The sequence below is a fragment of the Micromonospora sp. NPDC051925 genome (genome assembly GCF_044548625.1).
Lineage (GTDB): Bacteria > Actinomycetota > Actinomycetes > Mycobacteriales > Micromonosporaceae > Micromonospora.
In genome coordinates, this window is record NZ_JBIUCH010000020.1 from 22,246 (window position 1) to 35,859 (window position 13,614).

The 13,614-nt window shown below is 69.9% G+C and carries 9 protein-coding genes and 1 pseudogene; 4 read left to right on the forward strand and 6 right to left on the reverse strand.

The features are described from left to right. Positions 1-452 precede the first annotated feature (452 nt). Entirely contained in the window at positions 453-1,232 is a 780-nt protein-coding gene (locus tag ACIG87_RS24780) for an aminoglycoside phosphotransferase family protein (RefSeq protein WP_396853605.1), read from the forward strand. A gap of 295 nt (positions 1,233-1,527) precedes the next feature. Here ACIG87_RS24780 and ACIG87_RS24785 read toward each other — a convergent pair whose 3' ends face one another. The 3 genes from ACIG87_RS24785 to ACIG87_RS24795 all read right to left on the reverse strand — a co-directional run bounded on the left by ACIG87_RS24785 (position 1,528) and on the right by ACIG87_RS24795 (position 4,659). Next, positions 1,528-2,949 (reverse strand): glycoside hydrolase family 6 protein, encoded by a 1,422-nt coding sequence (locus ACIG87_RS24785; protein WP_396853606.1) that lies wholly within the window; start codon positions 2,947-2,949, stop codon positions 1,528-1,530. A gap of 526 nt (positions 2,950-3,475) precedes the next feature. After that, positions 3,476-4,375 (reverse strand): GNAT family N-acetyltransferase, encoded by a 900-nt coding sequence (locus tag ACIG87_RS24790; protein WP_396853607.1) that lies wholly within the window; start codon positions 4,373-4,375, stop codon positions 3,476-3,478. Positions 4,376-4,428: 53 nt separating this feature from the next. Further along, a complete protein-coding gene (locus ACIG87_RS24795; protein ID WP_396853608.1) occupies positions 4,429-4,659 on the reverse strand; it encodes a nucleotidyltransferase family protein in 231 nt (76 codons plus the stop codon). A 324-nt stretch (positions 4,660-4,983) separates the two neighbouring features. Here ACIG87_RS24795 and ACIG87_RS24800 point away from each other — a divergent pair, with 324 nt between their 5' ends. Beyond that, a complete protein-coding gene (locus tag ACIG87_RS24800; protein WP_396853609.1) occupies positions 4,984-7,278 on the forward strand; it encodes a xyloglucanase in 2,295 nt (764 codons plus the stop codon). 89 nt (positions 7,279-7,367) lie between these two features. Here the strand turns inward: ACIG87_RS24800 and ACIG87_RS24805 are convergent, their stop codons facing one another. Beyond that, a complete protein-coding gene (locus tag ACIG87_RS24805; RefSeq protein ID WP_396853610.1) occupies positions 7,368-8,702 on the reverse strand; it encodes a cellulose binding domain-containing protein in 1,335 nt (444 codons plus the stop codon). 921 nt (positions 8,703-9,623) lie between these two features. On the opposite strand from ACIG87_RS24805, the gene ACIG87_RS24810 reads away from it, so the two are divergent. After that, positions 9,624-12,116: a non-reducing end alpha-L-arabinofuranosidase family hydrolase gene (locus ACIG87_RS24810; RefSeq protein WP_396853611.1), complete on the forward strand. Its 2,493-nt coding sequence runs from the start codon at positions 9,624-9,626 to the stop codon at positions 12,114-12,116. A 352-nt stretch (positions 12,117-12,468) separates the two neighbouring features. Here ACIG87_RS24810 and ACIG87_RS24815 read toward each other — a convergent pair whose 3' ends face one another. Both ACIG87_RS24815 and ACIG87_RS24820 read right to left on the reverse strand, forming a co-directional pair. Beyond that, positions 12,469-12,774, reverse strand: a complete 306-nt coding sequence (locus ACIG87_RS24815) for a MerR family transcriptional regulator (RefSeq protein ID WP_396853613.1) — start codon at positions 12,772-12,774, stop codon at positions 12,469-12,471. Between the two features lie 53 nt (positions 12,775-12,827). Next, the gene (locus tag ACIG87_RS24820; protein ID WP_396853615.1) at positions 12,828-12,980 is read right to left on the reverse strand and encodes a hypothetical protein; all 153 of its coding nucleotides are present in this window, start codon (positions 12,978-12,980) and stop codon (positions 12,828-12,830) included. A gap of 407 nt (positions 12,981-13,387) precedes the next feature. Between ACIG87_RS24820 and ACIG87_RS24825 the strand changes: the two are divergent. Further along, positions 13,388-13,576, forward strand: a pseudogene (locus ACIG87_RS24825) (sigma-70 family RNA polymerase sigma factor); the annotation flags it as partial. Between the last annotated feature and the right edge of the window lie 38 nt (positions 13,577-13,614).

Sequence of the window (13,614 nt, forward strand, 5' to 3'; positions counted from 1 at the left end):
ATGACCTGAGCAGGAAACCGATGCTCTATTCCCTGAGCTACGAGGGCGCGAACGCCTAGTCTCGCGACCTGCGGGTTCACCTGGGGTGGCAGGGAGTGGCCCACCTCCACCCGGACCCGTGTTCCCCCCAGCCCGGGAGCACACCGGCGCACACTGACCCCGGTCTGCGACCGGCGGTCGGCTGCAGTGACCCGCGTTGGCACCGGTTGACCCGGGTTGGCATCCGCTGGAGAACACACACCGCGAACACCATCGAAGATCACCGGCGTCCAACCGCCTACCTACCGTACGCGCCGCCACCGGCGAACCTCGGTGCGTTCTCCGGGGGGGTCACTTGGACCCGCTGTGAGGCCGAGTGCGAGGTCACCATGCGTCGCTCAGAGCCGACGTGAGCGAGTCGGCCATGCGACCGGGCAGCGGGCTGCGGTCGTCCGCGCGATGGCATGCAACAAATGCCGGTGACGTCGATGGTCATCTCCGCGACACTGGCCGACGTGGAAGAGGTCGAGGTCGTCGTCGCCCATCACGAGCGCGCGACCCTGCGCGTCGGCGACGTGTTCCTGAAGATCGACGCCGATCAGACCCGTACCGACGTCGAGGTCGAGGCGATGACCATGGCACCGATCCCCACGCCGGAGATCCTGTGGCGCAAGCCGCCCGTACTCGCGCTCGCAGCCCTCCCCGGGAGGGCACTCGGCCGCCTCGGCGAACCGTCGACCGCGTCTTCGGCGGCGTGGGCCGCGGCCGGTACCGCCGCACGGATGCTGCACGACGCGCCGGTGCCGCCGTGGCCCGGTCGCCGCCTCGACGAGTGGGCATCACACCTCGACGGCGAGTGCCAGTGGCTCGTCACGAACTACGTCCTTCCCGCTGACCTGGTCACCCGCAACCGCCGGGTTGCCGAAGCCGCGCTTCGGCCGTGGACTCCGGTGTTCATGCACGGCGACCTGCAGATCGCCCACGTGTTCGTCGACGACGACGAGATCACCGGCGTGCTCGACTGGTCCGAGGCGGGCCAGGGCGACGCCCTGTACGACCTCGCCAGCTTGACGCTCGGGCACGAGGAGCACCTCGATGACGTCCTCGCCGGCTACGGCACCGACGTCGACCTCGACATCATCCGCGCGTGGTGGTCTGTGCGAAGCCTGCTGGCGATCCGCTGGCTGGTGGAACACGGCTTCGACCCAGCCGCGCCGGGCTGCGAGATCGACGTGTTGAGATCCCGGATGTGAGGCCGCACGAGCCCGCCTGACACGAGTGCCCTGCGCGATCACCGCGTGCCGCGGTGCCGTCCGATCAGGGCGTCCGACGGCTGCCGCCAGTGCGAGTGGGACACCCGCGCTGGCACGATCGGCCTGGCCAGCCACAAGCCTCGGGTTGGCCGTCGCGGCCGTCGCCCCGGACCGCCGCATGGTGACGTTTGCTCATCCGTCGTTCCGGCACCGGTCGGTCCGGCCCGTACCGAAGGACGGGACAGGCCCGGCGCGGAGAGTGATCCTCCACGCCGGGCCGCGACCTCGGGTGGGGTCAGCCGGCCGCGCAGGTGGCCGTCGCGCCCGGGCCGGTGCCGGTGCCCTGGAAGCCGAAGTTGGTCGACTGCCCGGTGCCGACGTGTCCGTTGTAGCTCACGTTGGTGAACCGGACGGTGCCGCTGGTGCCGCTGGCCTGGGCGCTCCAGACGCCGGTGACCGCAGTGCCGCCGGGTAGCGTGACGGTCACGGTCCAGCCGTTGATGTCCGCAGAGCCGGCGGTGACCGTCACACTCGCGGTGAAACCGCCGGACCACTGGTTGAGCGACACCGACGCCGAGCAGCCGTTACCCGCCGGCGGCGGCGTGGTGGGGGGAGCCGTGGTCGGCGGCGCGGTGGTGGGCGGGGCCGTGGTCGGCGGCGCAGTCGTGGGCGGGGCGGTGGTGGGCGGCGCGGTGGTGGGCGGGGCCGTAGTGGGCGGGGCCGTAGTAGGCGGGTTGGGCGCGCCGTTGGCCAGGCTGTAGGCCAGGTCGGGCTGGAACGAACCGGCCGTGTAGCGGCAGCCGTCCGCCTCTCCCGGCGGCTTCACCCAAAGGTACGCGTCGATGTTGCCGTCGCCGGTGTTGGTCGTCGGGTACGTCCCGATGCGCCGGTCGGTGTTGTCGTCGCCGCACCAGTCCCCACTGGCGCCCCCGTTGCGGCTGGTGTCGATGACCTGGCGCTTGCCCGAGATGCCCATGCCGTTGAGGGCGGAGATGACCGACCGGCCGAAGTTCGCCTCGCTGGAGGTGGAGTTGAAGTTCGACACGTTGGTGAAGAAGCCGTCGGCGTACTGCACGCCGGCCGCCCGGAGCCGGTTGGCCGTCTCACCCGCGCTGTTCCAGGTGGAGTGTCCGCCGTCGAGGTACACCTTGGCGTTGGGGTTGGCCGACTTGATGGTCCGGGTGGCCGTCGAGATCGCCTGGTTGCGTGCGTTGATCTCGCCGCTGTTCAGGCACGTCAGCAGGGCGAGCGAGTCGGTCTCCAGGATGATCATGACGGTCTGGTTGCCCAGCCCTCTGGCGAAGTTGGACACCCATGTCTGGTACTGGTTGAGGTCGGGCGCCCCACCGGCGCTGGCCCCGCCGCAGTCCCGGTTGGTGATCTCGTACACCGAGAGCACCGGGATCTGCTGCGCCGCGTTGGCGGCGCTGATGAACCCGGAGACCTCGGACTGCACGGTGGACGGGTTGAAGTTGGCGAACCAGCGGGCCTGTGACTGACTCGCGATCTTGTCGCGGATGACGGCGGCACGCGAGTCGCCGGGGTTGGCGGCGACCCAGCGGACGACGGCCGAACTCGGGTCGCGGTAGAGCGGTCCGGAGACCGTACCGGCGGAGGCGCTGCCGCCGGCGAGGCCGACGGCGACGGCGGCGGCGCCCGCGACGGCCGCCACGCTGATGGCCGCCGATCTACGGCGGAGCGAGGAGAGGGTAGCCACGACGTGTTGCCTCCGAATCACATAGATGTTTCTAAGTTTGTGGGAGCGTTCCCATGGACGGTAGCGGAGGCGCGCACCGCTGCCAAGATGTGAAGACCCGCCGTTGCGGCAGTGGCCGTGTCGGCGATTTCCTCCCGATCGGCGCTCCTGCGGCCGGCGGCGAGGTACGAAGCTGCGGCGGACCCCCGCCGTCCGCACGTCCGCACAATGGACCGGCATCACCTCAGGCCACCGGGTGGAACGTTGCCGGCCACCCCGAAAGCCATCGGGACGCCGCACCCGAGGACGGGCCGTCGGCCGGGCAGAGGAGGTCGCGCGTCTGAGCTGACCGGAATCGACAACAATCTTGCCCCGCTGTCACCGTCGCAGCGCCGAGGGCGAAGCTCGCGGTGGTGGGTCAGGACGCCGGAGGGCTGGACCGGCCGGCCCCACCGCGCCACGCCGTTGACCGGCCCGCTCCCCGGTCGCCGCACCCCGGGCAGGCCGGACAGGGAGCACCGGACGACCGCTGTCGGTACGCCGTAGGTCAGTCCGATGGCGGTCTGGTGGTCCGCTTCTCGAACCAGTGATGGGCGTAGGGCTCGTCGTTGAAGGCGGCGACCTCCTGGAAGCCGTAGGAGCGGTACAGGCCGATCGCGGCGGTGAGGGCCTTGTTGGTGTCCAGCCGCAGGAGGTCACGGCCATGCTGGGCGGCTCGTCCCTCCAGCTCGGAGAGGAACCGGCGACCGAGGCCGAGGCCCCGGGCCTCGGGTGCGACCCACATGCGTTTGATCTCGGCCGGAGCGTCCGGCGGCAGCTTCAGGCCGGCGCAGCCCACCGCTTCCCCGTGCAGCCGGGCGATCACGAACAGGCCGCGCGGCGGCCGGAGTTCACCCGCGTCGGGCAGCAGGCTCCGGGCGGGGTCGAACCCGGTGTCGAAGTCCTCCCCCAGCTCGTCGAAGTAGGACTGCAGGCAGCGCTGGGCGTCGGGGTGGCCCGGGTCGACGTCGTCCAGCGTGACCGTCGCGGCAGTCAGCAGCCGCTCGACCTCGGCCATGGCCGCCACCAGGCGGGCGCGTTGGGCGACATTGAGCGGTTCGAGCAGGGAACTGGCCAGCTCACTGCTGCGGCGGTCGAGCACGGCCCGCTCCGCGCGGCCCGCATCGGTGAGCCGGACGGTGCGCACCCGGCGGTCCCGGGGCTGCGGCTCCACCGTCACCAGACCGTCGGCCTCGAGTGCGCGCAGCAGTCGACTGACGTATCCGGAGTCGAGCCCGAGGCGCTCACGCAGCCGCCGCACGTCCTGGCCCGGCCCGTCGATCTCCCAGAGCAGCCGGGCCTCCCCGACGGGCCGGTCACGGCCCAGGTAGTGGTCGTGCAGCACGCCCACCCGCTGGGTGACGATGCGGTTGAACTGCCGTACCTGGTCGATCTGCACACCCTGCATTCTCTGACCTTAGTCAGATAAGATGCCGTGCGGCAAGAGCCACCGAGGGCTGCTCAGGTCACCACGCGGACCCCGGGCCAGCGTTCGGCAGGGCGGTGGCGGGCGAGTCGCTGCCGGGAGATCTCCGCGCCGGCCCTGGCCGGGTTGCGCCGCCACACCCCGTCGAGCAGGTCGTCGAGGCCGTGCGGCGCGCAGACCTCGAAACGTGAGCCGCGAGCGTACTCGTCGAACCGTCGTTCGGTGATCGGGCACAGCAGCTTGACGACACCCATGTGATCGTTCATCGTCGATGCACGAGGCGACCGCAGCCAAGGCTCACCGGGCGAGCCGTGCTGGCCGTACCTCCGGTGGCGCCGTGGCGGGACGGCGGGCCACCGACCTGGACCGGACGCCGGGGTGCGACGACCGCGCCGCCGGGACGGCGTTCCGGCGCACTCACCGACGACTGGTTCCGCTTCCCCATCACCCCCTGATCGGGAGCGCCCCCAGCGTCTGTCCCCGGGTCGCCGCGACGGCGATCGCAGGAGGACCACCAGCGACGACACGGTGGAACGGAGAACCGACACATGTCAGGTACGAACGTGGATCGGCGACGCGGGATCGGCAGGATGACCAGCATCCTGCTGGTGGCTGCGCTCGGCGCTTTCGCACCGGGGGTGACCCCGACGGCCGCGACGGCCGCGGGGGTGAGCCCTCCGGCGTCAGCGCGGTACTCCTTCACGAACGTGAAGATCGGCGGTACGGGGTTCGTCAGCGGGATCGTGTTCAGCCAGGCCCGGAAGAACCTGGCGTACGCACGCACCGACGTCGGCGGCATGTACCGGTGGAACGGGGCGACCGGTACGTGGAAGCCGCTGTTGGACTGGGTGGGCTGGGACCACTGGGGTTACATGGGGGTGGCGAGCGTCGCCGCCAGCCCGTCCGACGCCGACCGGGTCTGGGCGGCGGTCGGGATGTACACCAACGGCGTGGACCCCCACAACGGTGCGATCCTGCGTTCCCGCGACCGGGGTGACTCGTGGCAGACCACGGAGCTGCCGTTCACGCTGGGCGGCAACATGAGCGGTCGCGGCATGGGCGAGCGGCTGGCCGTGGACCCGGCCGACGACAAGGTGCTGTACCTGGGCGCACCCAGCGGCAACGGCCTGTGGCGCAGCACCGACGGCGGTGCCCGGTGGTCACGGGTGACCAGCTTCCCCCACACCGGGGACAACCCGCAGACGGCCGGCACCGCCGAGGACCCCGGCCTGGTCTGGGTGGCGTTCGACCGGAACACCGGGCGGCACGGGAAGACCACGAAGACGATCTATGTCGGAGTCGCCGACCCGAACGACCCGGTCTACCGCAGCACCGACGGCGGAGCGACCTGGAGCCCGCTGGCCGGAGCGCCGAAGGGGTACTTCCCGCACCGGGGCGTGGTCGACCCGGTCAACCACCTGCTCTACGTCACCACCGCCGACGACATCGGCCCGTTCGGTGGCGGCAAGGGCGACGTGTGGAAGTACGCGGCCACCCCGGGCACCTGGACGCAGATCAGCCCGGTCCCGTCGAGCAGTGGCGACAACTACTTCGGCTACTCGGGCCTGACCGTCGACCGCAACGACCCCGACACGATCATGGTCGGTTCCCAGGTCTCCTGGTGGCCGGACGGCGTCATCTGGCGTAGCACCGACGGCGGGGCTACCTGGACGCGCATCTGGGACTGGGACGCCTGGCCCAACCGCAAGCTGCGCTACACCATCGACAGCAGCGAGACCCCGTGGATGACGATGGGCCGGCAGGACGACCCACCGCTCTACTCCCCCAACATCGGTCAGGTGATCTCCTCGTTGGAGATCGACCCCTTCGACTCCGATCGCCTGCTGTTCAACGGCGGCCCCGGCATTGCCGGCACCACGAACCTGACCGCCTGGGACTCCGGCGACACCTTCACCATCACCCCGGTGGTGGACGGCCTGGAGGAGGGCGCGGTGCAGGGCCTGATCAAGCCCCCCGGCGGCCCGCTGGTCAGCGCGATGGGCGACGTCGGCGGCTTCCGCCACGACGACCTCGACACCGCCCCGAAGACGATCTTCACCAATCCGGTCTTCACCACCACCCGCAGCATCGACTACGCCGAGCGCAATCCCCGGGTGATCGTGCGGGCCGGTGACTTCAACGACGCCGACCGGCCCGGTGACAGCCATGCGGCGTTCTCCACCGACGGCGGCGCCACCTGGTTCCAGGGCACCGAGCCGGACGGCATCAACACCGGCGGCAGCATCGCCGCCTCGGCCGACGGCAGCCGGTTCGTCTGGGCCCCGGGCGACTCCGGCCAACCGGTCGTCCACTCGGTCGGGTTCGGCACCTCGTGGTCGCCGTCCACGGGCGTGCCCGCCAACGCGATGATCATCGCCGACCGGGTGAACCCGCTGAAGTTCTACGCGTACTCCAACGGCACGCTGTACGTCAGCACCGATGGCGGTGCCAGCTTCACCGCCTCGTCGGCCACCGGCCTACCGGCGACCAACTGGGGGGTGCGCCTCAAGGCGGTGCCCGGCCACCAGGGTGAGATCTGGGTGGCCGGCGGCGCGACCTGGACCTCGTACGGGCTGTGGCGCTCGACCGACTCCGGCGCGACGTTCCACCGGGTGTCGAGTGTGGAGACCGCCGACAACATCGGCTTCGGCAAGGCGGCGCCGGGCCGGACCTACCCGGCGCTCTACGTGGCCGCGCAGGTACGTGGCCAGCGGGGGGTCTTCCGCTCCGACGACGCCGGCCGCAGTTGGGTGCGGATCAACGACGATCGGCACCAGTACGGCGGACTCCCCGAGACGCTCACCGGCGACCCGGACGTCTACGGTCGGGTCTACCTCAGCGGCTACGGGCGGGGCATCATCCACGGCGACCCGGCGCGTCGATGAGATCGGCCGGGCCCGGCGCAGTGCCGGGCCCGGCCCACCGTCACGAGGGGCCCGGAGCCGGTCGGCTCCGGGCCCTCATGCTGCCCCGGTCAGGAGTTGGTGCAGGTGACGTTGCTGGGTGGCGGGGTGCCGTTGCCGGTGGCGGTGAAGCCGAAGGTGGTCGACCCGTTGGCCGCCAACGTGCCGTTGTAGGAGGCGTTCTGGACGGTGACGTTGCCGGTGGTGCCGGTGTTGACGCCGTTCCAGACACTGCTGAGGGCCTGGCCGCTGTCCAGGGTCAGCCGGACGGTCCAGCCGTTGATGGTGCCGGCGGTGGTGTTGGCCACGGTGACCTCACCCTGGAAGCCGCCGGGCCAACTGTTGACCGCCTTGTAGGTGGCGGTGCAGTTGCCGGGCCCGCTGGTGGGCGGGGGCGTGGTCGGCGGAGCGGTCGTGGGCGGCGGGGTCGTCGGAGGCGCGGTCGTCGGCGGGGCGGTCGTCGGCGGCGCAGTGGTGGGCGGGGCGGTGGTGGGGGGCGTGGTGGACTGGAACTGGCTGAAGAAGCGCCAGATCTCCCCCGACGTCCAGGTCCGGGAGTCGTTGGGGGTGCCCGACCCGTCGACCGGGCTGGGGGTGTGGTCCCCGTCGAACGCGGCCCACTGCACGGGGTAACCCGAGCGGCAACCGGAGTAGGTCGTGGTGATGTGGGTGTAGCTGTTCAGGGCCGGCTCGCGAGGGCTCTGGGCGGTGCAGCCGTTGTTCCGGACGAAGGTGTCGCGCAGCGTACGACCCATGGAGATGTTGAGCACGCTGTCATGGGTGCCGTGGATGCCGAAGTAGGGCACCGGCTGGGTGCCGCCGCTGCATCCGCTCAGTTGGGCGCCGGACAGGACGCTGACCGCCCGGACCACGGTGGGCCGGGCGCAGGCCACCGCGTAGCTCATCGCTCCGCCGTAGCTCCAGCCCAGCACGAAACGCTGGGTCGTGTCGACGCACAGGTCGTTCTCGACCTGCCGGGTGATGTCGTCGAAGAGGGTCAGGTCCCGACCGTTGGTGTTGGCCCAACCGGCGTCGATGCCCTGGGGGGCGACGAAGATCGCGCTGTTGTTCGACAGCGACTGAAGCCCGTAGTAGCCGGCCGAGGCGACGTTCTGGGCCGAGCCGTTCAACCAGTGGAAGCCGACGATCAGCCGGTACTGGCGGTTCCGGTCGTACCCGTCCGGGATCCGCAGGATGTAGCTGCGGTTCTGTCCGCTGCTCTGGATCGTGCGCGTCCCGTTGGTCAGCGTGGGGGCCTTGCCGCAGCCTGCGGTCGCCGCGAGCGTGCCGTTCGTCGCGGCCTCCGCCGTTGCGGCGAAGCCGCCGCTCAGCGTGCCGCCGGCGGTCGCCGCGAGGAGAACCGCCGCGGCGGCGAGGGTCGGGAGTAGGTGTCTGTGTTTCACCATTGCTTGGCTCCTTGCCATGGGTCTTTTGTCCCGGTGGTGGTGCGCGAAGTCGACCCGGCGAGCGCCGGCTGCACCCCAGGAGGGACAGCAGGATGCGGCTGACGACTCGCACCCATCTCCTCGCCGTCGGCGAGTCGATTCGGGTAGGCGGACGCGCCCATTCGGCGCAGGCGGCACGACGGCTCGGTGCGGCCCGGACTGGTCACCGATCGACGCAGCGGCGGGAGGCGGTGCCTCGGGTGCCGCTGCCGACTGACTGAGGTGACCAGGAGCGTGCCCTTCGCTCCTGCGGCGAAAGATAGCAGGTTATCGATAACATGCTCAACCGGCCGAGCTTCGGCAGCGACCGTGGCGGGTCGGTCATCCCACCCCGACCGCACCGGCATCCGGGGACCGACGACTGGCCGACCGTGGCGCACCGGGCACCGCGAGCGCCACCGGGGACACCGGGCCACGGTCGGCAACGCAGGCACATCCGCCCTGGTGGTAGCCGCATTTCCGGGTCGCCACCAGGACGGCCGAGCCGACCACGGAGGCCACCCGCACCGCCGCGCACACCGGCGATGGTCGGGGGTCGCAGCCGCCCCATGTGGGGCAAGACGACGCCGTCGGCCGACCGACGCCGTCGAAACTATCGCTTGAGAAATTCGCAACTTTCTGGAAATCTGGATTCATCGATGAGTGTGACCGTTAACACGATCGCGCCCGGCCCCTGCGTCCGGAGCGATCCATGATCACCGCTTCGACGCGTCCCGACGGCCATCGGTCCGCGCCCGGCCGTAAACGATCAACCACGATTCCGGGAGGTACTCGCGTCGATCAACCCGGGTGACCAACGCCGGTAGCCACCACCATGCCTGCCTCGGCGGCTGGACCACCCACCGCAAGCTCCGAGTTCCCACCCATCCTGGAAGGATCGACATGGTCTCCCGGACCCGTCCCCCTGGGCGTCGACTTCGAACGCTCTCGTTCTCCGGAATCGCCGCGGTCGCCGCGACTCTGGTCGTGTCCCTGCTGCCCAACCTCGCCCAGGCGGCCGAGAGCACCCTGGGTGCCGCCGCAGCCCAGTCGGGTCGCTATTTCGGTACCGCCGTCGCCGCCAACCGGCTGAACGACGGCACGTACACAACGATCTTGAATCGGGAATTCACCATGGTGACTCCCGAGAACGAGATGAAGATCGACGCGACCGAGCCACAGCAGAACCAGTTCACCTTCACCAACGCGGACCGGATCGTCAACCACGCCACCAGCCGGGGCATGAGGGTGCGCGGCCACACCCTGGCCTGGTACGCGCAGCAGCCGGGTTGGATGCAGAGCATGTCCGGCAGCGCCCTGCGTTCGGCGATGCTGAACCACATCACCCGGGTAGCCAGCTACTACCGTGGCAAGATCTACTCCTGGGACGTGGTCAACGAGGCGTTCGCCGACGGCACCAGCGGCGCCCGACGTGACTCGAACCTGCAGCGCACCGGCAACGACTGGATCGAGGCCGCCTTCCGCGCCGCCGACGCAGCCGACCCGGACGCCAAGCTCTGCTACAACGACTACAACACCGACAACTGGAACGACGCCAAGACGCAGGCCGTCTACAACATGGTGCGCGACTTCAAGTCCCGCGGCGTGCCGATCGACTGCGTCGGGTTCCAGTCGCACTTCAACGCCAACTCGCCGTACCCGAGCAACTACCGCACCACCCTGTCCAGCTTCGCCGCGCTCGGCGTCGACGTCCAGATCACCGAGCTGGACATCGAGGGCTCGGGCAGCAGCCAGGCCACCGCGTTCCGCAACGTGACCAACGACTGCCTGGCCGTGGCCCGCTGCAACGGCATCACCGTCTGGGGCATTCGGGACACCGACTCCTGGCGGGCCAGCGGCACCCCGCTGCTCTTCGACGGCAACGGCAACAAGAAGCAGGCGTACGACGCGACCCTGAGCGCGCTGAACAGCGTCACCCCGAGCCCCACCCCCACCACGACCCCGCCGACCGCGACGCCGAACCCCACGTCGGGCCCGATCGACACGTCCGCGTGGTATGAGGTGCTCAACCGCAACAGCGGCAAGGCGCTGGACGTGTGTGGTGTGTCCACGGCCGACAACGCCTGCATCCAGCAGTACACCCGGTCCGGCGGGCAGAACCAGCAGTGGCAGTTCGTCGACTCCGGTGGTGGCTACTACCGGGTTCGGGCGCGGCACTCGGGCAAGGTGCTCGACGTGTCCAACGCCTCGACCGCGGACAGCGCCGCGATCGTGCAGTACGGCGACCACGGCGGCACGAACCAGCAGTTCCGGGTGGCCGACACGGGCGGCTACGTCAAGCTGATCAACCGCAACAGCGGCAAGGCCGTCGAGGTGCAGGGCGCGTCCACCGCCGACGGCGGGGCCGTCGTGCAGTACGCCGACTGGAACGGCACCAACCAGCAGTGGCAGTTGGTCCGGGTCGACGGATCCACCCCGCCGCCGACCACCACTTCACCGCCGACCACCACGCCGCCGCCGGGCAACTGCACCCTGCCGTCGTCGTACCGGTGGTCGTCGACGGGTTCGCTGGCCACCCCGAAGTCGGGTTGGGTGTCGCTGAAGGACTTCACCGTCGCGCCGTACAACGGCAAGCAGCTCGTCTACGCCACCACGCACGACTTCGGTTCGAGCTGGGGGTCGATGAACTTCGGGCTGTTCACGAACTGGTCGGAGATGGCGTCGGCGAGCCAGAACGGGATGTCCTCCGGCACGGTGGCGCCGTCGCTGTTCTACTTCGCGCCGAAGAACATCTGGGTGCTCACCTACCAGTGGGGCGCGACCGCGTTCTCCTACCGCACGTCGTCCGACCCGACCAACCCGAACGGCTGGTCCGCGGCGCAGCCGCTGTTCTCGGGGAGCATCACCGGTTCCAACACCGGTCCGATCGACCAGACGGTGATCGGTGACGGCACGAACATGTACCTGTTCTTCGCCGGTGACAACGGCAAGATCTACCGGGCCAGCATGCCGATCGGGAACTTCCCGGGCAACTTCGGCTCCAGCTACACGACCATCATGAGCGACACCACGAACAACCTGTTCGAGGCGCCGCAGGTCTACAAGGTCCAGGGCCAGAACCAGTACCTCATGATCGTCGAGGCGATCGGCGCGAACGGCCGCTACTTCCGCTCGTTCACCGCCACCAGCCTGGGCGGCTCCTGGACCCCGCAGGCCGCCACCGAGAGCAACCCCTTCGCCGGCAAGGCCAACAGCGGCGCCACCTGGACCAACGACATCAGCCACGGCGAACTGCTGCGCACCAGCGCCGACCAGACCATGACCATCGACCCGTGCAACCTGCAACTGCTCTACCAGGGCCGCTCACCCAGCTCCGACGGCGTCGACTACGGCCTCCTGCCCTACCGACCCGGCCTGCTGACCCGGCAACGCTGAGCGCAGTGATCCAGTTCCCGGCCCGGGGGCACCCGAAGGTCGCGGGCAACACCGGGTGCCGCGTCCGGCACCCGGTGGCCCGGCCGGCGGCCAGGATCGGGTGAGTGGGCAAGCGGTGGGCTCGGCCCTGTGCCGAGCCCACCGCGGGTCACCGGGGCTGCGCAGCAGGACGGGGCGTACGGGGAAAGGGTGTCTCGTACCCGGTCGCCGGCACGTCGGCAGCGGCGAGCCCGGCGGTGTGCACCTCGACGACGAGTGGCGGTTGATCCGTCGGCGCGCGCCGTGCAGGTGGGGGTGAACTGCCAGGAAGCCGGTGGTCCAGGCACCCGCCGCGGGCAACCGGGCTCTGCGGTCAACTCGGGCGCTGGTGGTGCTGGTTGCGCCGGAGGGCCTCTTCGAGTTGGTCTTCGAGCATGATGATCCGGCAGGCGGCTTCCAGGGCGGTGCCCTGGTCGACCATCTCCCGCGCCCGCGCGGCAAGGCGCAGTTGGTAACGGGAGTAGCGGCGGTGGCCGCCAGCCGACCGGACCGGGATGATCAGCTTCGCCTCGTCGAGTCGACGCAGAAAGTCCTGCGAGGCACCGGTCATCTCTGCGGCACGGCCCATCGTGTAGGCGGGGTAGTCGTCGTCATCGAACATGTCGTCGGGTGGGGCCATCCATCCGCCTCTCATGACGAGGGCCCCGGCGCGGAAGCGCCGGGGCCCTGGGTTTACGGGTCAAAAACACCATCTACCGACAGGTTCGTCGGGTTGTCGTATCCGCACCCGCCGCCTTCGGCGGCCTGGGGCGCGAGGATCGCATAAGCGTGACCGGAGACCACCTCTCGTTCGATGGAAACTGCGGTGTCCGGCTCCAGGTTCACACTGCGTCCTGGAGGCGGGCGATCCAACGGTGTCCGGGCCCTCCCTTTCCTCTGCTTCAACTTCCTGATGTTCGTCGTGCTGCCCGCCGGTGTCGGAGCCCCACGCGACTTCATGGCCCCATCCACGTGCGACGGACTGTCCTGCCGGGCGAGCCCTGAACCAGCATCGGCCCACCCGCCGCCCTGACCTGGAATGACGTCAGGGTCTTGCCTTGCCAGGTGCGATATCAGAACTCTCACCACTGTGCCGAGCGGACCACGACATGAGTCCGGGGCCCTGAGCAATGCTCGGTCACTTCGTCGGCGTCTTCGACGATCTCTGCTGTCTACTACAGGAACGTTAGCTAGCCACGACCAGATTGTCTAGCGTTTCGGGCATAGATTTTCTCGGTGACCGCACCTGGTCCGTCGCCCCCGGCCCCGCACTCGCCACCCTGCCGGAACGCGAACAACAGATCCTGGCCCTGCGGTTCCACGGCAACCTGACCCAGGCGGAGATCGCCGATCGGGTCGGCGTGTCACAGATGCATGTCTCCCGGCTCATCACCCGGGCGCTGGCCACGCTACGCGGCCGGCTCACCGACGACTGCGGATGAGCGGCCCCCGGGGCCGGACAACGCCCACCGGGTTCCCC

Bases quoted from the DNA above. Each gene is read 5' to 3' on its own strand.
- ACIG87_RS24805 (WP_396853610.1), bottom strand. From the start codon at position 8,702: ATGGTGAAACACAGACACCTACTCCCGACCCTCGCCGCCGCGGCGGTT.
- ACIG87_RS24790 (WP_396853607.1), bottom strand. From the start codon at position 4,375: ATGCAGGGTGTGCAGATCGACCAGGTACGGCAGTTCAACCGCATCGTC.
- ACIG87_RS24795 (WP_396853608.1), bottom strand. From the start codon at position 4,659: ATGAACGATCACATGGGTGTCGTCAAGCTGCTGTGCCCGATCACCGAA.
- ACIG87_RS24810 (WP_396853611.1), top strand. From the start codon at position 9,624: ATGGTCTCCCGGACCCGTCCCCCTGGGCGTCGACTTCGAACGCTCTCG.
- ACIG87_RS24800 (WP_396853609.1), top strand. From the start codon at position 4,984: ATGACCAGCATCCTGCTGGTGGCTGCGCTCGGCGCTTTCGCACCGGGG.
- ACIG87_RS24780 (WP_396853605.1), top strand. From the start codon at position 453: ATGCCGGTGACGTCGATGGTCATCTCCGCGACACTGGCCGACGTGGAA.
- ACIG87_RS24815 (WP_396853613.1), bottom strand. From the start codon at position 12,774: ATGGCCCCACCCGACGACATGTTCGATGACGACGACTACCCCGCCTAC.